Origin of the sequence: Bradyrhizobium sp. BR 10289, from assembly GCF_019455385.1 — a bacterium.
Lineage (GTDB): Bacteria > Pseudomonadota > Alphaproteobacteria > Rhizobiales > Xanthobacteraceae > Bradyrhizobium.
On sequence record NZ_JACOFR010000013.1, the window covers coordinates 97,136 to 119,914 of the forward strand.

Annotated in this window: 27 protein-coding genes; 12 read left to right on the forward strand and 15 right to left on the reverse strand. The window is 64.8% G+C overall.

Going from position 1 to position 22,779, the window contains the following annotated elements:
* Positions 1–28 precede the first annotated feature (28 nt).
* Positions 29–1,732 (reverse strand): potassium-transporting ATPase subunit KdpA, encoded by a 1,704-nt coding sequence (kdpA, locus tag HYH08_RS21655; protein ID WP_220011838.1) that lies wholly within the window; start codon positions 1,730–1,732, stop codon positions 29–31.
* A 128-nt stretch (positions 1,733–1,860) separates the two neighbouring features.
* Positions 1,861–1,950, reverse strand: a complete 90-nt coding sequence (locus tag HYH08_RS21660; protein WP_212234662.1) for a K(+)-transporting ATPase subunit F — start codon at positions 1,948–1,950, stop codon at positions 1,861–1,863.
* A gap of 485 nt (positions 1,951–2,435) precedes the next feature.
* Between HYH08_RS21660 and HYH08_RS21665 the strand changes: the two genes are divergently transcribed.
* The 6 genes from HYH08_RS21665 to HYH08_RS21685 all read left to right on the forward strand — a co-directional run bounded on the left by HYH08_RS21665 (position 2,436) and on the right by HYH08_RS21685 (position 6,396).
* A complete protein-coding gene (locus HYH08_RS21665) occupies positions 2,436–2,903 on the forward strand; it encodes a hypothetical protein (protein ID WP_220011839.1) in 468 nt (155 codons plus the stop codon).
* Between the two features lie 285 nt (positions 2,904–3,188).
* Entirely contained in the window at positions 3,189–3,374 is a 186-nt protein-coding gene (locus tag HYH08_RS21670; protein ID WP_220011840.1) for a hypothetical protein, read from the forward strand.
* Positions 3,375–3,391: 17 nt separating this feature from the next.
* Positions 3,392–3,769, forward strand: a complete 378-nt coding sequence (locus HYH08_RS21675) for a hypothetical protein (protein WP_220011841.1) — start codon at positions 3,392–3,394, stop codon at positions 3,767–3,769.
* 90 nt (positions 3,770–3,859) lie between these two features.
* On the forward strand, positions 3,860–3,988 hold the full coding sequence (locus HYH08_RS37705) for a hypothetical protein (protein ID WP_283844161.1): 129 nt from the start codon (positions 3,860–3,862) through the stop codon (positions 3,986–3,988).
* Positions 3,989–4,158: 170 nt separating this feature from the next.
* Positions 4,159–4,794 (forward strand): uracil phosphoribosyltransferase, encoded by a 636-nt coding sequence (upp, locus tag HYH08_RS21680; RefSeq protein WP_220011842.1) that lies wholly within the window; start codon positions 4,159–4,161, stop codon positions 4,792–4,794.
* 33 nt (positions 4,795–4,827) lie between these two features.
* Positions 4,828–6,396: an AMP-binding protein gene (locus HYH08_RS21685; protein ID WP_220011843.1), complete on the forward strand. Its 1,569-nt coding sequence runs from the start codon at positions 4,828–4,830 to the stop codon at positions 6,394–6,396.
* Between the two features lie 7 nt (positions 6,397–6,403).
* Here HYH08_RS21685 and HYH08_RS21690 read toward each other — a convergent pair whose 3' ends face one another.
* Genes HYH08_RS21690 through HYH08_RS21710 form a run of 5 tightly spaced genes read right to left on the reverse strand, consistent with a single transcriptional unit; the run spans position 6,404 to position 11,774 of the window.
* Positions 6,404–7,642 carry an acetyl-CoA hydrolase/transferase family protein gene (locus tag HYH08_RS21690; RefSeq protein WP_220011844.1) on the reverse strand — a complete coding sequence of 413 codons (1,239 nt, stop codon included), beginning with the start codon at positions 7,640–7,642 and terminating at the stop codon, positions 6,404–6,406.
* Between the two features lie 8 nt (positions 7,643–7,650).
* On the reverse strand, positions 7,651–8,817 hold the full coding sequence (locus tag HYH08_RS21695; RefSeq protein WP_220011845.1) for an acyl-CoA dehydrogenase family protein: 1,167 nt from the start codon (positions 8,815–8,817) through the stop codon (positions 7,651–7,653).
* 36 nt (positions 8,818–8,853) lie between these two features.
* Complete coding sequence (locus HYH08_RS21700; RefSeq protein ID WP_220011846.1) at positions 8,854–10,143, reverse strand: TRAP transporter large permease; 1,290 nt, start codon at positions 10,141–10,143, stop codon at positions 8,854–8,856.
* Between the two features lie 12 nt (positions 10,144–10,155).
* A complete protein-coding gene (locus HYH08_RS21705; protein WP_220011847.1) occupies positions 10,156–10,710 on the reverse strand; it encodes a TRAP transporter small permease in 555 nt (184 codons plus the stop codon).
* A 35-nt stretch (positions 10,711–10,745) separates the two neighbouring features.
* The gene (locus tag HYH08_RS21710; RefSeq protein WP_220011848.1) at positions 10,746–11,774 is read right to left on the reverse strand and encodes a TRAP transporter substrate-binding protein; all 1,029 of its coding nucleotides are present in this window, start codon (positions 11,772–11,774) and stop codon (positions 10,746–10,748) included.
* Between the two features lie 228 nt (positions 11,775–12,002).
* Between HYH08_RS21710 and HYH08_RS21715 the strand changes: the two genes are divergently transcribed.
* From HYH08_RS21715 to HYH08_RS21730, 4 genes are read left to right on the forward strand one after another with little or no spacing between them, the layout of a single operon-like run.
* Complete coding sequence (locus tag HYH08_RS21715; protein ID WP_220011849.1) at positions 12,003–13,205, forward strand: CaiB/BaiF CoA transferase family protein; 1,203 nt, start codon at positions 12,003–12,005, stop codon at positions 13,203–13,205.
* A complete protein-coding gene (locus tag HYH08_RS21720; RefSeq protein ID WP_349631454.1) occupies positions 13,202–13,702 on the forward strand; it encodes a MaoC family dehydratase in 501 nt (166 codons plus the stop codon). Before HYH08_RS21715 ends, HYH08_RS21720 begins: the two co-directional genes overlap by 4 nt.
* Entirely contained in the window at positions 13,702–14,553 is an 852-nt protein-coding gene (locus HYH08_RS21725) for an HpcH/HpaI aldolase/citrate lyase family protein (RefSeq protein WP_220011851.1), read from the forward strand. The genes HYH08_RS21720 and HYH08_RS21725 overlap by 1 nt, the downstream gene beginning before the upstream one ends.
* A gap of 17 nt (positions 14,554–14,570) precedes the next feature.
* Positions 14,571–15,311 carry an IclR family transcriptional regulator gene (locus HYH08_RS21730; RefSeq protein ID WP_220011852.1) on the forward strand — a complete coding sequence of 247 codons (741 nt, stop codon included), beginning with the start codon at positions 14,571–14,573 and terminating at the stop codon, positions 15,309–15,311.
* A gap of 45 nt (positions 15,312–15,356) precedes the next feature.
* On the opposite strand, the gene HYH08_RS21735 is transcribed toward HYH08_RS21730, so the two are convergent.
* The 4 genes from HYH08_RS21735 to HYH08_RS21750 form a co-directional block, all read right to left on the reverse strand.
* Positions 15,357–16,148, reverse strand: coding sequence for a fumarylacetoacetate hydrolase family protein (locus HYH08_RS21735; RefSeq protein ID WP_220011853.1), 792 nt, complete (start codon positions 16,146–16,148; stop codon positions 15,357–15,359).
* Positions 16,149–16,231: 83 nt separating this feature from the next.
* Entirely contained in the window at positions 16,232–17,050 is an 819-nt protein-coding gene (locus tag HYH08_RS21740; RefSeq protein WP_220011854.1) for an alpha/beta fold hydrolase, read from the reverse strand.
* Positions 17,050–17,838, reverse strand: coding sequence for an SDR family NAD(P)-dependent oxidoreductase (locus HYH08_RS21745; protein ID WP_220011855.1), 789 nt, complete (start codon positions 17,836–17,838; stop codon positions 17,050–17,052). Before HYH08_RS21745 ends, HYH08_RS21740 begins: the two co-directional genes overlap by 1 nt.
* Before the next feature lie 9 nt (positions 17,839–17,847).
* Positions 17,848–18,819, reverse strand: a complete 972-nt coding sequence (locus HYH08_RS21750; RefSeq protein ID WP_220011856.1) for a Bug family tripartite tricarboxylate transporter substrate binding protein — start codon at positions 18,817–18,819, stop codon at positions 17,848–17,850.
* 455 nt (positions 18,820–19,274) lie between these two features.
* Between HYH08_RS21750 and HYH08_RS21755 the strand changes: the two genes are divergently transcribed.
* Together HYH08_RS21755 and HYH08_RS21760 are read left to right on the forward strand one after the other, a co-directional pair.
* The gene (locus tag HYH08_RS21755) at positions 19,275–19,493 is read left to right on the forward strand and encodes a hypothetical protein (protein ID WP_220011945.1); all 219 of its coding nucleotides are present in this window, start codon (positions 19,275–19,277) and stop codon (positions 19,491–19,493) included.
* The gene (locus HYH08_RS21760) at positions 19,490–19,666 is read left to right on the forward strand and encodes a hypothetical protein (RefSeq protein ID WP_220011857.1); all 177 of its coding nucleotides are present in this window, start codon (positions 19,490–19,492) and stop codon (positions 19,664–19,666) included. The genes HYH08_RS21755 and HYH08_RS21760 overlap by 4 nt, the downstream gene beginning before the upstream one ends.
* Positions 19,667–19,955: 289 nt before the next feature.
* On the opposite strand, the gene HYH08_RS21765 is transcribed toward HYH08_RS21760, so the two are convergent.
* The 4 genes from HYH08_RS21765 to HYH08_RS21780 form a co-directional block, all read right to left on the reverse strand.
* Positions 19,956–21,062: a trypsin-like peptidase domain-containing protein gene (locus tag HYH08_RS21765; RefSeq protein WP_220011858.1), complete on the reverse strand. Its 1,107-nt coding sequence runs from the start codon at positions 21,060–21,062 to the stop codon at positions 19,956–19,958.
* Between the two features lie 167 nt (positions 21,063–21,229).
* Positions 21,230–21,565 carry a hypothetical protein gene (locus HYH08_RS21770; RefSeq protein WP_220011859.1) on the reverse strand — a complete coding sequence of 112 codons (336 nt, stop codon included), beginning with the start codon at positions 21,563–21,565 and terminating at the stop codon, positions 21,230–21,232.
* An 84-nt stretch (positions 21,566–21,649) separates the two neighbouring features.
* The gene (locus HYH08_RS21775; protein WP_220011860.1) at positions 21,650–22,141 is read right to left on the reverse strand and encodes an Hsp20/alpha crystallin family protein; all 492 of its coding nucleotides are present in this window, start codon (positions 22,139–22,141) and stop codon (positions 21,650–21,652) included.
* Positions 22,142–22,218: 77 nt separating this feature from the next.
* The gene (locus tag HYH08_RS21780; RefSeq protein WP_220011861.1) at positions 22,219–22,680 is read right to left on the reverse strand and encodes an Hsp20 family protein; all 462 of its coding nucleotides are present in this window, start codon (positions 22,678–22,680) and stop codon (positions 22,219–22,221) included.
* Positions 22,681–22,779 lie beyond the last annotated feature (99 nt).

Consider the following 22,779-nt stretch of genomic DNA (forward strand, 5'->3'; position numbering starts at 1 on the left):
TCACTCCAAACAATCGGAAAAGGTTCGATCAGAACACTTGAGCGGCATTCATCGCGAGGTGTTCGACGATCGGACCGAGCGCGAGCGCGGGGAAGAACGTCAGGCCGCCGATGATCAGGATCACGCCGACGACGAGACCGACGAACAGCCCGCCCGTAGTCGGGAACGTGCCGGCCGATGGCGGGATCGATTTCTTGGCCGCGAGCGAGCCCACGATCGCCATCGCCGGGACGATCATGAAGAAGCGGCCGACGAACATCGCGCTGGCGAGCGTGAGGTTGTAGAATAAGGTGTTGCCGGTGAGGCCTGCGAAAGCCGAGCCGTTGTTGCCGGTCGCCGAGGTAAACGCGTAGAGCACCTCGGTGAAGCCGTGTGGGCCGGCATTGGCCATCGAGGCGACCGCCGCCGGATAGACCACGCCGACCGCGGTCCAGCCGAGATACATCAGCGGCAGCACCAGGATCGCGAGCATCGCCATCTTGACCTCGCGCGCCTCGATCTTCTTGCCGACATATTCCGGCGTGCGGCCGACCATCAGGCCCGCCACGAAGATCGCGAGCACGACGAACAGCAGCATGCCATAGAGGCCAGCACCGACGCCGCCGATGATGATCTCGCCGAGCTGCATGTTGATCAACGGGATCATGCCGCCGAGCGCGGTGAAGCTGTCATGCATGGCGTTGACCGCGCCGCAGGAGGCCGCGGTGGTGATCACGGCGAACAGCGAGGACGCAACGATGCCGAAGCGGACTTCCTTGCCCTCCATGTTGCCGCCGGTGAGGCCGAGCGCCTGCAGCGTCGAGGTGCCGCTGGCTTCCGCCCAATAGGTCACGGCAACGCCGGCGACGAAGAGCACGCCCATCACGGCGAGGATCGCAAAACCCTGGCGCTGGTTGCCGACCATGCGGCCGAACACGTTGGTCAGGGCGGCGCCGAGCGTGAAGATCGACAGCATCTGCACGAAGTTCGACAGCGCGGTCGGGTTCTCGAAGGGGTGCGCGGCGTTGGCGTTGAAGAAGCCGCCGCCATTGGTGCCCAGCATCTTGATCGCGACCTGGGAGGCCACCGGGCCGACCGCGATGGTCTGCTTGGCACCCTCGAGCGTGGTGGCCTCGACATAGTCACCGAGCGTCTGCGGGATGCCCTGCCAGACCAGGAACAGCGTGTAGACCACGCAGATCGGCAGTAGCACATAGAGCGTGGTGCGGGTGACGTCGACCCAGAAATTGCCGACCGTGCGCATCGAGGCCCGCGAGAAGCCCCGGATCAGGGCGACTGCCAACGCGATACCAGTGGCAGCCGACAGGAAGTTCTGGTGCGTCAGGCCGAGCATCTGCACGAGATAAGAGATCGTGCTCTCGCCGCCGTAGTTCTGCCAGTTGGTGTTGGTGATGAAGGAGATCGCCGTGTTGAAGGAGAGATCCTCGGCGACCGCCGACTGTCCGGCCGGATTGAACGGCAGCACGGCCTGGAGCCGCATCACGCCGTAGATGATGAGGAAGCCGCCGACATGGAACAGCAACATGGCGACCGTATAGGTCAGCCAATGCTGCTCGCGCCTCTCGTCGACGCCGGAAATCCAGTAGATGCCGGCCTCGATCGGACGCAGCACCGGCGACAGCAACGTCCGCTCGCCGTTGAAGACGCGCGTCATGTACCAGCCGAGAGGCTTGGTCAGCGCGACGACGATGACGCAGTAGAGAATGATCTGGAGCCAACCGATCATAGTCATGGCATGAACCCTTCAGACTTTGTGCAACCCTTCGGACTTTGCGTCCGCAGGAGCGGCAGGAGCAGCGCGAGAAGGCCGGTGACGAGTACGGCGTCGGCCAGCAGCAATTTCACAATGACGAGCACGGCTCAGAACCGCTCGGGCCGCAGCAATGCATAGGTGAGGTAGACCAGCAGGCCGAACGAGACGACGCCCGCGAGCGCATAATCGAAGATCATGGTCCGCTCCTTCACAGCCGTTCGCAGGCATAGGTGTAGCCGATCGCCAGGGCGAAGAAGGCGAAGCCCAGCGCCAGCATCAGAATGTCCATCATGGAGAGTTCTCCTCGTTGCGCGACGATATCCGGGCGTTACCGCTTCTGGATCCCGGCCGGCCGCTGCGCCAGTACAATGCATGCTTCCGGCAATCGGCCGGAAGTTTCACTGCGCTGAGGTGCCATCACGCGCATAGGTTTTCGAGATGAGCCCTATGGCGACCTTATAGGAATCCCATAAAGGGCTGGGGGGCTGGAACGCGTTCGAGCACAACGCGCGAGGCCACCTCCGCTGTCGTCCCGGACATGCGAAGCGCCGATCCGGGATCCATCCCCACACTTATGAAATTCCTATACCTCGTGCCCCCTCCTCATCTGGTTTTCAAATGCCGTTCCAGCCAGCTTGGGCAAGCCGGCCGACTGACCGACGCCAATCCCAGGAGGCCTGACATGAATGTTGCTCTCCGACACCACGATCTGCCGTCACTCGGCGACCGCTTGCGACATACGCAGGCCGTGACGCGGCCGCTGATGCTCGAAATCATCGACAAGAGCTGCCGGCGCGTCCCGTTGCTCGGGCAGAGCGAGCGCGCGGCGCGCCTCTCGCATCTGATCGATGCGGAGGCCTGGACCGATGCGGCATTGACGCTGATGGAGCTCGAGCTGCCGCGGTGGCGCGTCCGCCGCATCGCCTATGACGAAGGTGAATGGCACTGCGCGCTCTCGCGGGAGCGCGAATTGCCGGATTGGCTCGATGCGGCGGTCGAAGGCTGCCATGGCGACCTCGCGCTGGCCTTGCTCTCGGCGTTCGTCGAGGTTCAGGCGCTGGCCGTCGAGGCGTCGCGGCCAAGCGTCCCGACCGTGCGCCCCGCGCTGGATCCGCTCTACCAGCCGGCAGCTTGCGAGAATTTCAGCTGAGCCGGCCGGACAGGTTTACACCTTGCCGCCATCTTCGAACATACCGCGGACCCTGAGCCCGGCACGGGTGATTGCGCTTCGCCGTGCGCGTCGTCCTGCTCGGGGCCTTCGCCGCGATCGCCGACGAGGAGCTGATCGACAGCGTCGGCGCCTGACGCCTCGCGCCACTTATGACATTCCTATGCGGCGCCCTCGGCACTCATCTCGCAATCCTACGCAGCGGTCATCATCCTGGAAGGCATGATCGGAACGGCCACCTCGCCGCACCAGATAAGGACTTACAGAATGTCGATCCTGACACATGGCCTTGACCGCCCCTTCGATGCGGGCTCGCCGCGAATCTCGACCGCGCGCAAGGCCCAGCTCAAGCGCCTCGCGCTCGGCGCGCGCACGCTGTTCTCGATGGGCAGCGTGCTCACCGCCCTGATCGCGCTGAGGACCGCGATCTATGTCTGGCACATGCACGGCTGATCGGCCGGGAGGCTCCCATGACCTTGCAGATGTGTGAAGACGCCGCGATGGCCGCAATCGCGCTTCAGGCGTCCCGTCACCGGCCCGACATGGCAACCCTCAAGCCGCTCGATCCTGACGTCGTCAGCACCGCCATTCCCGCCTTCTTCATCGGACGCAACAGCGCCGGCCTCTGGGTCGCGCGCGAAGCGAACGGGCGCGTCGGCGGCCTGTTCCTGTTCAAGAGCTCGGCGGTCGATTTCGCGCATCGTCACAGCGCGCCCGCGCGCTGCGCGCTGGTATTCCCCACCGACACCATCGAGCTCGACGTCGAGAACCGCGGCAATGTCCTGATCGTGCTGGCGCAGGCAGCGAAGCGGCTTCTGGCGCGCATCATGGCAAGGCCCAATCCATGATCAAGTTCAAGCTCGCCATGCTGGCCGCGCTGATGGGTGTATTGCTGCTCGCCCTGCGCATCGGCGCTGCGCCGGCCACGGACAAGTAACGTGCACCTCCTCAAGGGACATCTCGAGCACGCCGTCACCACGACGGTCCTGACCATGACGCTGAGCCTGGTCTGGGGCGCGGTGCTGACGATCGTCATCACGCTCGTCGCGCGCGGGCTTGGGATCTAGCCCGCAGGCGATCGACCGCGAATTGACCATGGCTTGCCTATGAGGCAAGCAGCCGGGCCTGAAGTGCGGTCGCCCGGGCCGGCCTGAGCCGCCTATTTCCGCGGAAAAAGGCTTGAGCGAACAGACTTGCCGATCTGGCGAAATCTCACGGAACCGTGTAGATCGGTTTCATGAGCACAAGCAGCGTCAACGTCGTCGCCCACCCCCTGGTCCAGCACAAGCTCTCCCTGATGCGGGAGAAGGACCGCTCGACCAAGAGCTTTCGCGAAATCCTCAACGAGATCGGGATGCTGCTCGGCTACGAGGTGACGCGCGACCTGCCGCTGGAGCTGGTCGACATCGAGACGCCGATCTCACCGATGCAGGCGCCGAAGATCGCCGGCAAGAAACTCACGCTGGCGCCGATCCTGCGCGCCGGCGTCGGCTTCCTGGACGGCATGCTGGCGCTGATGCCATCGGCGCGCATCGCCCATATCGGGCTCTATCGCGACCCCGAGACGTTGCAGGCCGTGGAATATTACTTCAAGGCGCCGCAGGACCTGTCCGACCGCACCGTGATCCTGATGGACCCCATGCTGGCGACCGGCAATTCGGCCTGCGCCGGCGCGTCCCTGCTGAAGGACCGCGGCGCCCGCGACATCCGCTTCGTCTGTCTCCTGGCCGCACCCGAGGGCGTTGCGAAGTTCCAGGACGAACATCCCGATGTGCCGGTCTGGACCGCCGCGATCGATGAGCGGCTCAACGACCACGGCTACATCGTGCCGGGCCTCGGCGATGCCGGCGACCGGATGTTCGGCACCAAGTAGACAGGTTTGCGCGATCGGGCTACTCCGGTTGCCATGAGCGCCGACTTTTCGCTGCAATCGCTGATACTGACAGAAGCCGCCGACCCGGCCTTCGTGTTCGACGGCACGTCGGTCTCGCGCACGGAATTCTCCGTGAAGGTCGAGCAGACTGCGGCCTGGCTTGCCGCGCAGGGCATCAACAAGGGCGACGTCGTCGCGGTCTGGCTGGTCAACCGGATCGAGTGGATCGCCCTGCTGTTCGCCGCCGCCCGGCGCGGCGCCATCGTCGCGGCCGTCAATACGCGTTACCGCAGCGCGGAAGTCGCACACCTGCTTCGCCTGTCTGGCGCAAAGCTGATGGTGGTCGAGGCCGCTTTCCGTTCGATCGACTTTGCCGCGATTCTCGCCGATGTCGCCAAGGACGAGGTGCCCGCGCTGCAAAAGCTCGCATTGGTCGGCGCGGATGCGATTCCCGCGCCCTGGCCCTGCGTGCGCTTCGATGCCTTCGACAGATCCTATTCGCCGGTGCCGCCCGCCCAGAATGACGTCGATCTGCCGGTGCTGCTCTACACCACATCAGGCACGACCAAGGGACCAAAGCTGGTCGCGCACTCGCAGCGGACGCTGGCGAGCCACGCCATCGCTGTCGCCAGGGCACTCGAGCTCGATCCACAGCGTCATTCCCTGCTGGCCATGCTACCGTTTTGCGGCACCTTCGGCATGACCAGCCTGCTCGGCTTCATCGCGGCCGGCGCAACCATCCATGCGCTGGATGCTTTCGAGGCTGGTCCTGCGCTCAAAATCCTCGGCGAGCAGAGGATCACGCACTCCTTCGGCTCCGACGAGATGTTCCGCCGCATCCTCGCCCTCACCGATGCGCCGCGGCCGTTCCCGCATCTCGAAGTCTGCGGCTTCGCGGCGTTCCAGCCCGGCTGGCGGGAGCTTGCCGCAGAGGCCGAGGCGCGCGGCATCAAGCTGTTCGGCCTCTATGGATCGAGCGAGGTGCAGGCGCTGTTCTCGATCACCCGCATAAGCGATGCCTTTGCCGATCGCATCGAGGGCGGCGGCTGGCCGATGTCATCAGAGGCGCAGGTGCGCGTGCGCGACGCTGACACCGGCGAGCTCGCAGCCCCCAGCGTCTCCGGCGAGATCGAGATCAGCGCGCCCTCGCGCTTCCTCGGCTATTTCAACAATCCGGATGCCACGCGCGATGCGATCACCGCGGACGGCTTCTTCCGCACCGGCGACATCGGCCGGCTGCGCGGCGACGGGTCCTTCGTCTACGAGACCCGTGCCGGCGACGCGATGCGCCTTGGCGGCTTCCTCGTGGCGCCCGGCGAGATCGAGGACGAGCTCAAAGCCTGCCCCGGCGTCGCTGACGCGCAGGTCGTCGCGGTCGATCTGAAGGGTAACGCCCGCTGCGTCGCCTTCGTGATCCCGGCCAAAGAGCCACCGCCATTGGAGGCTTTGATTGCGCGCCTGCGCGAACGGCTCGCCGGCTACAAGGTGCCGGCCCGGATCTATGCCGTCGACGCCTTCCCGGTCACCGACAGCGCCAACGGCGTCAAGATCCAGCGTGCGAAGCTTCGCGGCATGGCCATGAAACGGATCGCGACCGAGTAGGTGCGTCCTATTTCCGGAGCTGCGCCAACAGAGCATCGCGATGCTCCGGCGCGGCGATCGCGATCATGCGGCGCGCCCGCTCGGCAAGCCCGCAGCCGCGCAGCTCGGCAACACCCCATTCGGTCACGATGGCATCGACATCGGCACGCGGCGTCGTCACCGTCTCGACACGGGCAACGATCCGGCTGGTTCCGCCGGACGCCGTCGCCGGCAGCGCGATGATCGCCCTACCACCAGGAGAGGCATTGGCGCCGCGCACGAAATCGAGCTGTCCGCCGATCGCACCGACCGCGACGCCGTTCAACGTCTCGGAATTGACGCTGCCGTCGAGCCCGACCTGAAGCGCCGAATTGATCGCAACCAGCCGGTTGATGCGCGCCAGCACGCCCTGGCCGTGCGTGTACGAAGTCGGACGCACCGAAACAGCCTTGTTCTCGTGCACGAAGCGGTAGAGCCGCTCGGTGCCGATGACCTGGTTGGTGACGGTGATGCCGGGATCGATCCCCTTCTCCGCATTCGTGACCGCGCCGCACTCAATCAGGTCGACGACGGCGTCGTTGATCAGGCCCGAATGGATGCCGAGATTGCGCGCGTGGGACAGCGAGGACAGGATCGCGTCCGGAATCCGTCCCACCCCGAACTGGAGCGTGCTGCCGTCGGCGATCAGGCCCGCTGCGTGGGTCGCGATGCGCCGAGAAACGTCATCGAGCGGCGGCGAAGCCAGTTCAACCGGCGGACGGCGGGCCGGCACGCGCCGATGGATCGGCACCTCGGCCGGCCATTCCGCGCCGAACGTCAAGGGCACATCCGGATTGACCTCGGCGATGACGAGGCGTGCGCCGCGCGCGGCGTCAATGACGTAGTCGTTGGAGAGGCTGGCGCTGATCCTTGCGCCGGATTCCGCGAGCTGCACCAGCACGACATCGGCCTTGTAGCGGCGCGCGGCGAAATCGGCACAGAAGGCGCTGTAATTGCTTGGGATCACATCGAGCCGCCCGGCTTTGGCGAGCCGGCGCGCATTGCCGATCACACCATAGCTCTGGAAAGAGACGTTTGGCGCACAGGTAGCCGAGAATGTCTCCGAAAACACCGGCCCGATCATCATGCGAAACGGCGGAAGCTGCGCCGCCTGCGCGATCAACGCTTCGGTCAGGGTGATGGGCTCGGCCGTCGCCTGCCCACACACGACGAGATCGCCCTCACGGATCAGACCCGAAAAGTCGATCGCATGTGTTTCCCTGGGCATGGCCCGGCTCAGTACGACTTCGCCAGCCCCAGCACCTTTTCCGCGATGAAGCTCAGTGCGAGCTGCGGGCTGACCGGCGCGATACGCGGGATCAGCACTTCGCGCAAGTAGCGCTCGACGTGGAATTCCTTGGCGTAGCCGAAGCCGCCATGGGTCATCACCGCCTGCTCGCAGGCATGATAGCCGGCTTCGCCGGCAAAATATTTCGCGGCGTTCGCGCCGGCCCCGCACGGCAGGCCCTTGTCGTATTGCCAGGCCGCCTGCATCACCATCAGCCAGGCGGCTTCGAGCTCGACCCAATTCACCGCCAGCGGATGCTGGATGCCCTGATTCTTGCCGATCGGACGATTGAACACGGTGCGCGTCTTGGCGTATTCGGTCGCGCGCGACAGCGCGAGCTTGCCCAGCCCAACGGCTTCCGCCGCGATCAGGATACGCTCGGGGTTCATGCCTTCGAGGATGTACTGAAAACCCTTGCCCTCTTCGCCGATGCGGTCCTCCATCGGGATCTCAAAATCCTCGAAGAACAGCTCGTTGGAATCGACGATCTTGCGTCCCATCTTCTCGATCTCGTGGACCTTGATCCTCTTGCGATCGAAATCCGTGTAGAACAGGCTGAGGCCGTGGGTCGGCGAGCGCACTTCTTCGAGCGGCGTGGTGCGCGCGAGCAGCAAAATCTTGTGCGCGACCTGCGCGGTGGAAATCCACACCTTCTGGCCGTTGACGATGTAACGGTCGTTCTTGGCCACCGCACGGGTCTTGAGCTGGGTGGTGTTGAGGCCGGTGTTGGGCTCGGTGACCGCAAAGCACGCCTTCTCGCGTCCCTCGACCATCGGTGGCAGCATGCGCTTGCGTTGCTCCTCGGTGCCGAACACGACGACGGGGTTGAGGCCGAACACGTTGATATGGACTGCGGACGCACCCGACATGCCCGCGCCGGATTCCGCGATGGTGCGCATCATGATCGCCGCTTCGGTGATGCCGAGCCCAGAGCCGCCATATTCTTCCGGCACGCAGATACCGAGCCAGCCGGCATCTGCCAGCGCCTTGTGGAAGTCATGAGGGAAGCCGCCGTCGTGATCTTTCTTCAGCCAATAAGCATCGGGAAAGCCTTCGCAGATCTTGGCGATGGCGTCGCGAATGGCTTCCTGCTGATCGGTGAGCGCGAAATCCATGTTCTTGATCTCCTTTTTGGGAGCCGGGCTCCGATCCTAGCGCCCCATCTGCGAAGGCAGCCAGAGGATGATGGACGGAAACGCGACCAAAATCGCGATCGCGATCAGGTGCGCGATGAAGTGCGGGAACGTGCCATGGAACACCTCCGCCACGGGCCGCTTGGCGTAACGGGCGACGATGAAGCAGTTCAGCCCGACCGGCGGCGTGATCATGCCGACCTCGGCGGTGACGATCTTGATGACGCCGAACCAGATCGGGTCGAAGCCGAGCGTCTTGATCAGCGGCAGCACGATCGGCACCGTCAGCACCAGGATTGCGATCTGATCCATGAACGAGCCGAGCACGATGTAGCCGCACAGGATCAGCGTGATGATCACCCAGCGCGAAGCGGGCAGGCTGCCGATCCAGGCAACGAGGTCCTGCGTGACGTGGGTGAGCGTGAAGAAATAGCCGAAGATCGAGGCACCCACGAGGATCATGATGATCATGCAGGTGCCGTGGCTGGCGCGCAGCAGCGTGTGATAGAGCGAGGACGGCGTGATCTTACCCTTGGCGATCGCCAGCAGAAAGGCGCCGAACGCGCCGAAGGCGGAGGCTTCGGTCGGGGTCGCAACGCCGAGATAGATCGTGCCCGTCACGATCGAGAACAGCACCACCATCGGCGAGACCTGCCACAGCAGCGCAAATTTCTCGCGCCACGGCACCGACGTCGCGGCTGGCGCGCGCGAAGGGTCCTGCCAGACCAGGAAATAGATCGTGGCCATGATGGTGAAGGTCACCAGGATCGCCGGCACGATTCCGCTGATCAGGAGCTTGCCGATATTCACCTCGGCGAGCAGGCCGAAGATGACCAGCGCCACGCTGGTCGGCAGCAGCATCGAGAGCGTGCCCGAGATCGCGACCACGCCGGCCGCCATCTTCGGCTCGTAGCCCTGGCGGATCATCGCGGGAAGGCTGGTCGAGGACAGCGTCGCCGCCGACGCTGTCGAGGTCCCGCAGATCGCGCCGAAGCCGGCGCCGGCGAGCGCGGTGGCCATGCCGAGGCCGCCAGGGATGCGGCCGACCCAGGCTGACGCGGTCTTGAACAGATCGTCCGCGACGCCCGAGAGCAGCACGAGGTCCGCCATCAGGAGAAACATCGGAATGGTGATCAGCTCGTAGGCCGAGACCGTCGAGAGCGGCGCGGTCTGCAAAATGCCTGATAGCGTCGGCCAGCCGCCGACCATGACGAGGCCGACCGAGCCGGAGAAAGCCATGGCGAAGCCGACGGGCGTGCCGAGTGCGAGCAGGCCGAACAGCAAGGCGAGAACGATGAAAGGTGTCATGGAGATCGCCCGCTACTCGAAGCCGCGTGCTTCGCCGACGCCGGTCACCGGCGGCAGCGGATAGAGGTCGCGGCCGCTGACGAGGCTCAGCACATTGCCGGCAAGCTGGAGCGCCAGCCGCAGCACCAGCACGCCGCAGCCGAACGGCACCAGCGCCGCCGAGAGCCAGGTCGGCCAGGGAATCGCGCCGGACAGCACGTCGTGCTGCTCGTAATTCTCCAGCGCGCGCTCGAACCCGACCTTGCAGATCAGGACGAACACGAACAGGCCGGCGAGCGCCGTGACGATCTCGGAGAGCCGCCGCCCGGCCGGAGAGAAGCGCGACAACAGGATGTCGACGCCGACATGGACATGCTCGCGCAGCGCGTCCGACAGCGTGAAGAAGAACACGCCAGCGAGGAGATAGAGCCCGATCAGATCATAGGTGAAGGAGAACGGAGCGTTCAGCACGTAGCGCATGAACACGTCGGCCACGACAAGCAGCATGATCACGAACATGAACACCACCGCGATGACAGTCAGCGCGCGCTCCAGCGCGCCGAGCACATCCCCTGCCCGTTTGATCACTTGAGCGCCTCCCTGTTGCCGGATTGCCTGTCGCTTTACTTGGCGCCGCCGGCGGCGAGCAGATCCTCGAACTCCTTCAGCGCGGCGGAGGCCTGCTTGCCGCGGCTGTCGAGCCCGCTCGCCCACTCCTTGCCGACGCCCTTGAGCTTGTCCTTGATCTCGGCGCGGGTCGCCTCCGGCAGCGGATCGAAGCTGACGCCCTCGTCCTGCATCTGCTTCTTGGTGACTGCGCCTTCCTTATCGACGTCGGCGCAGGCCTTTGGCGTGATTGCTTCCGAGGCCTCGTTCATCGCGGTCTTCACGTCATCCGGCAGCTTGTCCCAGACCGACTGGTTGATGGAATAGGCGACGATGAAGCTGCCGAAGCTGACACCCTCGGTGGCGTGCTTGACCAGCTTGTCGAGACCGTAGGACACGACGCTGTCGAGCGGGAACAGCAGGCCGTCCATGGTGCCGCGCGACAGCGACTCATAGGCATCGGGCGCGGCCATGCGCACCGGCACGGCGTTGAGCGCACGCAAGGTCAGGTCCTGCGCGCCGCCGGTCGTGCGCAGCTTCAGGCCCTGCATGTCCTTGGTGGCTTCGACCTTCGACTTCACGGTCCACACCTGATAGGGCGGCAGCACCACGGCCATCAGCAGCTTGATCTTGTTCGGCGCGTATTCGCGGCTGGCCAGAATGCCCTCGCGCGCGGTCTTCCAGTAAGCCAGCGTGCCCTGGCAGCTGGTCGTGAACGCGCCCGGCAATTGCGCGACTTCCGAGAGCGGCATCTTGTCCGAGACATAGGACGGGCCGATGTAGCCGATGTCGACCACGCCGGATTGCGTCAGGCGCAGCATGTCGGCCGCCTTGCCGATCTGCTGGTTCGGATAATAGGTGAAGGTCACCGCGCCGTTGGTGCGCTTGGTGACGTCGTCCATCCAGGGCTTGAGCATCAGGCGGACGAGATAGTGACCGGCGGGGAAGCTGTCGGCGACCTTCAGCTCGAGCGCCTGTGTCGGCAGTGTCGAAACCGGCAGCGAAAGCGCGAGCACGGTGGCGGCGCGGACCAGACTTTTCTTCATTTCGTTCTCCCTGACGCGTCCCACGCCGAAGGCAGCAGCGACGTGCTGCGGCACCGTCCGGCCCCTCGCCTCATTTCTTGCTTGGGAAAAATGTACATATATGTGAATTTATCTGTCAAGAATATGAATTGTGCATGTGGCCATGCGTAGTGGGAAGGAGACCTGGAATTGACACCCGCGTTTTATGAACTCTAACTCCACGGATATGAATTCATCCCACGAGACCCCATGGGACCGCTGGCCGGCTTCACCATTCTCGACCTGACCTCGGTGCTGATGGGCCCCTACGGCACCCAGGTGCTGGCGGACATGGGCGCGGACGTCATCAAGGTCGAAAGCCCCGAGGGCGACATCGTTCGCCAGATCGGGCCCGGCCGCACGCCCGGCATGGGCGGGATGTTCCACAACGCCAATCGCGGCAAGCGCAGTATCGTGCTCGACCTCAAGAAACCAGAGGGACGCGGCACGCTGCTGCGGCTGGCGAAAAGCGCCAACGCGCTGGTCTACAATGTGCGTCCACAGGCGATGGCGCGGCTCGGGCTCGACTACGAGACGCTGGCCGCGATCAATCCGCAGCTGGTCTATGTCGGCGCGTTCGGCTACGGCCAGTCCGGCCCCTATGCCGCCAAGCCTGCGTACGATGATCTGATCCAGGGCGCGGCGACCATCCCGACGCTGCTGGCTGCCGCCGGAGACGGCACGCCGCGCTACGTCCCTGTTACCATCGCCGACCGCATCGTCGGCCTGGTGATGGTCAACGCCATCATGGGCGGCTTGATGCACCAGCAGCGCACCGGCGTCGGCCAGCGCATCGACGTGCCGATGTTCGAATCCATGACGGAGTTCGTGCTGGTCGACCATCTCGGCGGCCTCACCTACGATCCGCCGCTCGACCACGGCGGCTACGCCCGCCTGCTGTCGCGTTATCGAAAACCCTACAAGACCAGCGACGGCCATCTCTGCGTCCTCATCTACAACGACAAGCACTGGCGCAGCTTCTTCGAGGCGATCGGGCAGCCGCATTTCCTGGAGCAGCCGCGCTTTGCCAACCACGCGGCGCGCACCAGGCACATCGACGAGATCTACGAGGAGATCGGCCACATCTTCCTGACGCGCACCACCGCGGAATGGCGCGAGCTGCTGGAGCGCGCCGACATTCCGGTGATGCCGATGCACACGCTGGAGACGATCCTCGAGGATCCGCATCTGAAGGCGATCGACTTCTTCAGGACCGTCGACCATCCCGTGGAAGGCCGCATCCGCCAGATGCGCGTGCCCTCGACCTGGAGCGTGACCCAGCCGGAACCGGCCGGGCCCGCACCAACGCTCGGCCAGCACGGCCGCGAGATTTTGCGCGAGGCCGGCTTCTCGACCGACGAGATCGACCGGCTCGTGAAGCAGAAAGCAGTTCACCTGGCGGCGCCGCCTTGAAGGCCGCGCCGGCCAAATCGCAACAAGACAGGGAGGAAACCGCGATGGCCGGACTTTATTTCGAAGACTTTTCCGTAGGCCAGGAGTTCAGGCATCCGCTGACCCGGACCGTCACGGAGATGGACAATACCCTGTTCAGCCTGCTGACGCTCAACCCGCAGCCGCTGCATATCGACGCGCATTTCTCCGAGAAGACCGAATTCGGCCAGCGCATTTTCAACAGCCTTTACACCCTCGGCATCATGATCGGCATGACGGTCTATGATACGACCATGGGCACAACCGTCGCCAATCTCGGCATGACCGACGTCACCTTTCCGAAGCCGGTCTTCCATGGCGACACCTTGCGGGCGACGACGAAGGTGCTTTCGTTGAGGGAATCCAAATCGCGCCCGAAGGCGGGCATCGTCGAGTTCGAGCATCAGGCTCTGAACCAGAACGACGAGATCGTCGGCAAATGCCGCCGCATGGCGATGATGCACAAGAGGCCGGTCTGATGCGTTCGATGCTGTTCGTACCGGGCGATTCCCCGCGCAAATTCGAGAAGGCGAGCGAAGGCAAGGCCGACGCGCTGATCATCGATCTCGAGGATTCCGTCGTCACCGACAAGAAGCCGGAGGCGCGCGGACTGACGCTTCAGATGCTGAAGAGCCGCCCCGGCCCGCATCAGCTCTATGTCCGCGTCAACGCGCTCGACACCGGCATGACACTGACCGATCTCGCCGCGGTGATGCCGGGCAGGCCTGACGGCATCGTGCTGCCGAAATCGCAAGGCGGCGACGACGTGCGGCAAGTCGCAACCTGGCTCGAAGCGCTGGAAGCCGCATCCGGCATCACGATCGGCGCGACACGCATCGTCTGCGTCGCGACCGAGACAGCCGGCTCGATCTTCGGGCTCGGCAGCTACAAGGGCTGCTCCCCTCGCCTCGCCGGCCTGATGTGGGGCGCGGAGGATCTCTCGGCCTCGCTGGGCGCGACCGAGAAGGCGAGCGGCGGCGTGTTTCACAGCCCGTACCGCCTCGCACGCGACCTCTGTCTGATGGCGGCGGCCGCGGCCGAAGTGGCGCCGATCGACACCGTCTATACCGACATCGACAATCTCGCCGGCCTGGAGCAGGAGACGCGCGCCGCGCGGCGCGACGGGTTCTCGGCGAAGGCGCTGATCCATCCCAAGCATGTCGATGTCGTCAATGCGGCATTCGAGCCGACCGACGCCGAGCGCACATGGGCGGAGAAGGTGATTGCGGCCTTCGCGAGCAATCCCAACTCCGGCACGCTGCGGCTCGACGGCCAGATGATCGACAAGCCGCATCTTCGCGCCGCGAAGAAGATCCTCGGTCAGATCTGAAGGACAGCAAGCCCGCCATGATCGTTCGCCAAGCCGCCAACGTCCTGGAGATCATGGAATTCTTCGCGCAAACGCGGAAGCCGGCGACGCTTGCCGAAATCGCCGATCATTTCGGCTGGCCGCGCTCGTCGACCTTCAACCTGCTCGCGACGCTGTCGGAGAAGGGCTATCTCTATGAGCCGCGCCCGCGTGCCGGCTTCTATCCGACGCCGCGCTGGCTGGCGATGGCGCGGCTGATCTCCGAAGTCGAGCCGCTGCCGCAATGGACGCATCAGCTGATCGCCGATCTCTCGGCCGAGACCGGCGAAACGGCATCGATCGTGGCGCCGGCGGGCGTGATGGCCGTCTTCATCGACGTCGTCGAGTCCCAGGCCGCGATCCGCTATTTCGCGACCATCGGCCACCGCGTGCCGATCCACGCCACCGCCAGCGGCCGCGCGCTGCTGCTGCAATATTCGCAGGAAGAGCGCGACTCGGTCTACCGCAAGATCGAGTTCAGGCAATACGGCCCGTCGACGCCGATCAGCATCGAGGCGGTCGAGACCGAGCTGCGCAACTCGATCGCGCGCGGCTATTGCCAGAGTTTTGCCGATTACAGCCGCGATCTCGCGGGTGCTGCGATCCCGCTGCCGATCGGGGATCGCAGGCTCTCGGTCGTCGTTGCCGGGCCGGAATTTCGCATCGGGCCGAAGATCGCGGAGGTCGCCGCGCTGATTGCAAGGACGGTCGACCGGCTGCGGCCGAAGGCGGCGGCGTAGGCTGCGTGCGCCCCCTCGCCCCGGGGAGAGGCGAGAAAGAAGCCCTCAGACGATCTTGATCGACATGTCGGGCAGGCCCTCGAGCTTGCACAGCAGCACGTCGCCCTTCACCACGGGACCGACATTCTCCGGCGTGCCGGAATAGATGATGTCGCCGGCCTTCAGCTCGAACGCTTCGGAGAGCTTGGCGATCTGCTCGGCGACGCTCCAGATCATCTTGCTGAGATCAGAGCTCTGCTTCACCGTGCCGTTGATCGCCAGCGAAATCGCGCCTTTCTCGAAATGGCCGGTCTTGCTGGCGGGATGGATCGGGCCGATCACCGCGGCGTGGTCAAAGCTCTTGCCGATCTCCCAGGGCTTCTTCTCCGCGGCCATGCCGTTCTGGAGATCCCGCCGGGTCATGTCGAGGCCGAGCGCGTAGCCATAGACGTGGTCGAGCGCTTTATCGACGGGGATGTTGGTGCCGCCGGATTTCAGCGCCGCGACCAGCTCGACCTCGTGATGATAATTCTTGGTCAGCGACGGATAGGGATGATCGGCGACCTCGCCCACCGCGACGTTCTGGATGGCGTCGGTCGGCTTCTGGAAGAAGAACGGCGGCTCGCGGTTCGGATCGGAGCCGCGCTCGATCGCGTGTGCCGCGTAGTTGCGCCCGATGCAATAGATGCGACGGACCTGGAACACGCTGGTTTCGCCGACGATCGGGATCGTCACCATCGGCACCGGGAAGATCGGCTTGGGCCCGGCCTGCGCCGCGGCCGGCGCGGTTTCAGCGAGGCCCGCCGCCGTCATCGCGGCTGCGGCCGTCAGCACGCTGCGGCGCGTGGTTCTTGTCATGACTTCGCTCCCTACTTTTGTCTCGTTGGAGCGCCAGTCATAGAGCCAAACGGCGGGCGGGCCAATGGCCCGCCTTGTACGTCTTAAGTCGCGACGCGATCGAAGAACTCCCGCACTTTTCGCGCGCAGACGTCCGGGTCGGTGGCGGCGACGTGATAGGAATCGCCGGGCAGCACGTCCAGCTTCGAGCCCGGAATCGTCTCCTGCCACGCCTTCACGGACGCGACGTCGCCGAGCCCCGAGCCGGTGGTGGTGATGACCAGCGCCGGACGCTTGATCGACGGAAGCTCGCCGGTGACGTCGACGGTCGGCACCATCTGGAGAAACGCCTCCAGTGTCGAGGCCTTGGTCTTCGACATCAGCCTGATCCACCAGTCCAGCGCCGCCGGCGGCAGCGAGGAGCCGAGCCGGCCGGCCGTGGTCTCCCGCACCCAGGGCTCGACGCCCTGCTCGCGGATCTGCTTGCGCCAAGCCGGCGCCCGCTCGTTGAACGAGGTCAGCGAGGCCGGCGCGCCAACCGCCGCGACCGCGATCACGCGGTCCGGATGTTTTGCCGTCAGATGCATCGCCAGCGTGCCGCCGATCTTGCCGCCGACCAGGAAGACGCGGTCGAGCTTCAACCCATTCAGCATTTTGATGATGTCATCCCCGAGGCCGGCGAAGCGATAAACGTAATCGCCTTGCATCGGCGTCGAATCGCCATAGCCGCGCAAATCGGGCCGCACCACCAGATGATGCGTGGCGAAATACGGCACCCAGCGCCGGAATGCCTCGCCGCTTTCGGCAAGCCCGTGCAGCATCACGACCGGCGGCCTGGTGTCCCAGGGCAGCAGATAATCGTCGATGCGAACCGCCAGTTCGCAATCGTCGCTGACACCGATCTTCCGCAGTTCGCTAGCCATCAGATACACCTCGTTCCACCGCCATCGACATTGATGCAGGTACCCGTAATGAAAGACGCGCGGTCTGAACAGAGGAACGCGACGATGCCGGACACTTCGTGCGGCTGCCCGACGCGGCCGAGCGGGACCGAGGCGATGGCCGCGGCATTCGTTGCGGTTTGCCCCTGACCGGAGATCGCGGCACCTTGCGAGATCAGGCTGTCCCAGCGGTCGGTCTGCACCGGCCCGGGATTGACGCCGGTGACCAGCACATTGTCAGGCGCGCACTCTTCCGCGAGCGCCAGCGTGAAGTTCAGGAGCGCCGCGTTGACCGCGCCGCCCGCCATATAGGCCGCGCGCGGCTGATGCCCGCTGCGGCCGATGATGTTGATGACGCGGCCCCAGCGCCGGTCGCGCATTTCCGGCAGCACGTTGCGCGCGCAGCGCATGTAACCGAGCAGTTTCAGCTCGATCGACTTGGCCCAAATCGCATCCGGCGTCTCCGCGATCCGGCCCATCGGCGAAGCCCCGGCATTGTTGACGAGGATGTCGATCCGGCCGAACTCCGCGCGCGCGGTGTCCATCGCGCGGGCGATATCGTCGGGCCTGGTCATGTCACCGGCGCAGGCGATCACGCGCCGGCCGGTGTCGCGCGACATCTCCTGCGCCGATGCCGCAAGCCGCTCGGCGTCGCGCGCGACGATGACCACATGCGCCTGCTCGCGCGCGAGCTCGGCGGCAATGGCACGGCCGATGCCGATGCTGCCGCCGGTGACGACGGCAACCTTGCCGCCCAGATTGAGATCCATGACGCGCCCTCAATCCACCGTGGCGCCGGAGGCCTTGACGAGCTTGCCCCACTTCGTGGTCTCGTCCGCGATGAACTGTCCGAATGCGCTGCCGAACACCGTGCCGGGCTCGGCGCCGAGCTCCGCAAGCCGCTTCTTGACATCGGGCATCTTCAGGATTGTCTCGAGCTCGCCGCTCAGCTTGGCGAGCGCGGGCTCCGGCGTCTTCGCAGGGGCCACCAGTCCGAACCACGACGACGCCTCGAAGCCGGGGACGGTCTCCGCCACCGTCGGCACGTCAGGCAGCGCTTCCGCGCGCTTCGCGCCCGCGACGGCGATCGCATTGATGGCCTTGCCCTGCACCTGCGGCAGCACCGCCGGCATGTTGTCGAACATGAACGGGATTTGCCCGGCGAGCAGATCGTTCATCGCGGGCGCGGCGCCGCGATAGGGCACGTGGACGATGTCGATGCCGGCCATGCTCTTCAGCAGCTCGCCGGCCAGATGATTGGTCGAGCCGATGCCGGACGAGCCGAAATTCAACGTGCCCGGCTTGGCCTTGGCAAGCGCAATCAGCTCGCCGACGTTCTTCGCCTGTACCGTGGGATTGACGACCAGCACGATCGGCACTGAGGCAATCAAGGCGATCGGCGCAAAGGCCTTGGCAGGATCGAACGGCAGCTTCTTGTAGAGCGAGCCATTGATGGTCAGCGGCGGCGGCGCGGTCAGCAGCAGGGTGTAGCCGTCGGCCTCTGCGCTTGCCACGGCTTCCGCACCGAGATTGCCGCCGGCGCCGCCGCGGTTTTCGACGAGGAAAGTCTGGCCGTTCCGCTCGGTCAGCTTCTGCGCGACGATGCGGGCGATGATGTCGTTGGAGCCGCCGGCCGGGAACGGCACGATGATCTTGACCGGACGGGAAGGATAATCCTGCGCTAGAGCCACGCCGGAAAACAGAACGGCCGCACAGGCGGCCAGAAAGGTGCGTCGCATAACCCCGCGCATGGGCACTTCCTTGATGTTTGTCTTGTTGTTGTTCGATTCATCACACCGCCAGCAATGGCCTCAACTTCCCGATGCCGTCAAGCCGGGTGAGATTGCAGGATTTGCAATGGCCTGCACCATTACGGCCGGGTCTCGCATTGTCACGAGCATGCTTCGTTCTCAGTTAGTTTCCCGGGAACGCAGGCCGGCGAAATCGCGAAAAATTGCCGAAGCCCGGTTATTCCTTCGGCAATCCGCGTCCGCCGCCGCCAACATGAAACTTATATGAATTCCGGGCGGCATGAACGCCGCCGGCCAGCCGCTCGAGCTGTCGCAGCTCCTGCGATACGGGTGACGCTCGCCGGCGCCTCGCAGTCTCTTGACACGCAATTCCGGCTGCATATTTTTGCGGCGAGAAGACTCTTTCTCACCCTCAAAAATCAAAGGATCTAACGCGACCGTCTGGAGAGACGATGATGCTCGATGAGAACTTGGCCCGCATTCGTGCACACCGTAACAACATCCACCGCTATCGGCGCCTTCTGAAGACCAGGCTGTCCGAGCTCGAACGCCGGTTCATTGAGAGACGCCTTACAGAAGAAAGATCGGCGCTCGAGGGCCTGACCGCAGCGACCTTCCCGGTCGCTTTCGCTGCCACCCATGCTCCGATCGACGCGAGGGGAGCAATGCAATGATCAGCCAGCGAGAACTGCTCATTCGCGGCAGCGAAAAGGTGATCGGCCATTACGAACTGCTTCTGGCAAACGCAAAGACCGAGCAAGAGCGCGAACTCTATCTGCAGCGGATCGAACGCGAGCGACGGCTGATCCGCGACTTGCAAGGCGGGCAGGATCACCGCGCAGCCTGAGCCGCGAGTCATGCGGCACGCATCCTCTCAGGCAGCGCTATCGCATGCGGTTGCATGATGCAGCGGCATCGGCACTTGGCTCCCTCTCCCGCTTGCGGGAGAGGGTTGGGGAGAGGGTGTCTCCGCAATGGGAGAATCCCCCAGAAGAAAGAACCCTCACGCGCCGCGCGCGGGACGATGCTTCGCATCGCCCCGGGCGTCGGCCTCTCCCGCATCCGCCTTCGCCCGAAGGCGGGCTTCGGCGGACAAGAGCGGGAGAGGCGGTGCAAGCCCGCAAGCTGCGACCGGTTCAACGAAGGAGGCGATTGGGCGCTGCGAGAGCACTGCTGGATTCAGTTGCGGGCGCGACCCTCACGTTGACCGTGAGCGGAGCGCCGTTGCGCAGGACCGAGAGCCTCACATCCTGGCCGACGCGGGCAAGGCCAATCGTGTTGCGGAGCTGGGCAGCGGTGCGGATCGGGCGGTCGTCCGCTCCGGTGACCACATCCCCCTTGCGCAAGCCCGCCCTTTCCGCGGGCGAATCCGCGGCCACCTCGGCGATGACGGCGCCTTGGCTCACTCCCTTGTTGACGGATGGATGGGTGTCTTTCAGCGAGATGCCGATACGGCCGCGCTCGACGCGGCCATTGGCGATGATCTGCTCCATCACCTTGCGTGCCATGTTGACCGGAATGGCAAAGCCGATCCCGACATTGCCACCGGCAGGCGAGATGATCGCCGAGTTGATGCCGACGAGCTCGCCGCGCAAGCTGACCAGCGCGCCGCCGGAATTGCCCGGATTGATCGCGGCGTCGGTCTGGATGAAATCCTCATAGCCCTGCTTGCCAAGGCCGGTCCGGCCCAGCGCACTGACGAGTCCCGACGTCACGGTCTGGCCGAGGCCGAAGGGATTTCCGATCGCGAGCACGAAGTCGCCGACTTCGAGCGCGTCGCTGTCGCCGAAGGTGAGCGCCTTGAGCCCGGTCGGGGTCTGGATCTGGAGCACAGCGACATCGGTGGGCGGATCCCGCCCGACGACCTTCGCGGAAAACTGCCGGCCGTCCTTGGTCGTGATCTGTACGGCGGACGTCCCTTCGACCACGTGATTGTTGGTCAGGACGTAACCGCGCTCGGCATCGACAATGACCCCGGAGCCGGTCGCGCTGACCTCCTTTTCGATCTGCCGGGGGACATCGAAGAATTCGCGAAATAGCGGGTCGCGGTAGAGCGGATTGTCCTCCCGCACCCGCCCGTGGACGGAGATGTTGACCACGGCCGGCGTCACCTGCCGCACCAGCGGCGCCAGGGTCGGCAGCGAGCCGCCTGTCTTCAGGTCGGGAATTTGGCCGGCAGCAGGCTGCGACGCCGAGAGCGTCAGCACCAGCATCGCCAGCAAGAGCAAACGCACAGCACGCATCTTCAGTACCTGCCACCTTGCCTGAATGAGGATTGGAACGTGAAAACTCCGGCCTCAGAGCTCGTCACGCGACTTCGTCATGAGGCCCTGCAGAGCCAGAAACGGAACGGTCCAGACCGCGGAAGCCTGGCTGAGCAGCACGAGGCCCAGAACGGTTTGCGTGAGCATCATGCACTCCGCCCCTCCACGGCGGCCCATGGCCGCCGCAGCCGCATCGGGACGCCGCCGCCGCGCGGCGGGTCGTCATTGTCGTTGTCCCCGTCGAGCTTGCGCAGAGCGGCCAGGATGTCGGCGAGCCGGACCGTATGGCCCATGCCGGGAATCTCGCGCAGCGCAGGACAGGATTCGACCGTGTACATGTCGGATGCCCAGGACGACAGGATGATCCGCTTCTCCGGCGTGGAGAGTTCCTTCGCGTTCAGAACCTCGGCAGGCGAGTCGTAATGGGCGGCGGGATGAAACAGCAAATTGAGATTGCTGGAATTGGTATTCACGTTGGTCATCGTCGATACCTCCCTCATACTCCTTTCAAAGGGACGGGTTTGTTGACGTGGACGGCGGCGCCATGGCCGCCGTCCGGCTCGACGCTAACGCGTATTGATTGCGATGCGCTTGACGCCTTCGCGCGCCTTCTCGGACTTCGGCAGCGACACGGTCAGGACGCCGTTCCTGAACGACGCCTCGGCCTTGTCCTCCTCGACGCCCTCCAGCGGGATCTGCCGCTCGAATGCGCCGTAGTAGCGCTCGGTGAAGTACCGGCCTTCGCCGTTGCGCTCCGCCTTCTTCTCGCCGCGCACGGTCAAGACGCCGTTGGCGATCTCGACCTGGACGTCCTTCTCGGTCAGGCCTGGAAGCTCGGCCGAGACGGTCAGCGTCTTGTCGGTCTCGCTGAGCTCGACCTTGGGCCAGCCGAAACGACCTTCCATCAGCGGCGACACGCTGGTCCCACCGAAGCCGCGGAAGACGTCGTCGAACAGGCGATTCATCTCGCGGTGAAGCGTCAGGAACGGATCGAAATTCTCGCGCGCAGGCGCAAGCTCCTGGTTTCTGGACCAGGGAATCAGATCACGAATAGCCATGGATCTCTCCTTCATGCATCAGGGAGCGCGGCTCGCGCACCCGCGCGCCGCGTTCCTCCATTGGACCAATCGAGCGCTCAGGCTGCTTTCTTCTGCTCGATCTGCGATGCGGGAGGGGTGACGCCCGCGATCGGGATCCGACGCGGCTTCATGGCTTCCGGAACCTCGCGCACGAGATCGATGATCAGCAACCCGTCCTGGAACGAGGCCTGCTTCACCTGAACATAATCGGCGAGGTTGAACACGCGCCGGAACGGACGCGCGGCGATGCCCTGGTACAGATATTCGCGCGCGGCGGTCTCGGGCTTCTTGCCCTCGATGGTGAGGGCGTTCTGCTCGGCCGTCACGGTGATATCGCTGGCGCCGAAACCCGCCACGGCAAGGCTGATCCGGTAATGGTCTTCGCCGGAACGCTCGATGTTGTAGGGGGGATAGTTGTCCTCGGTCGCCTGGCGCAGCGTGCTGTCGACGAGGTCGGCCAGGTGATCGAAGCCGATGGTGGAGCGCCACAGCGGCGCGAAGTCGAAATTGGTCCTCATAACCAAGTCCTCCTGAGAGCAAGATGGATACGAAGGAGCGCAGGACAGCGGATCAGACGGGTCCGACGACCGGTCCGGCGCCCGCACCGGGCCCGATCT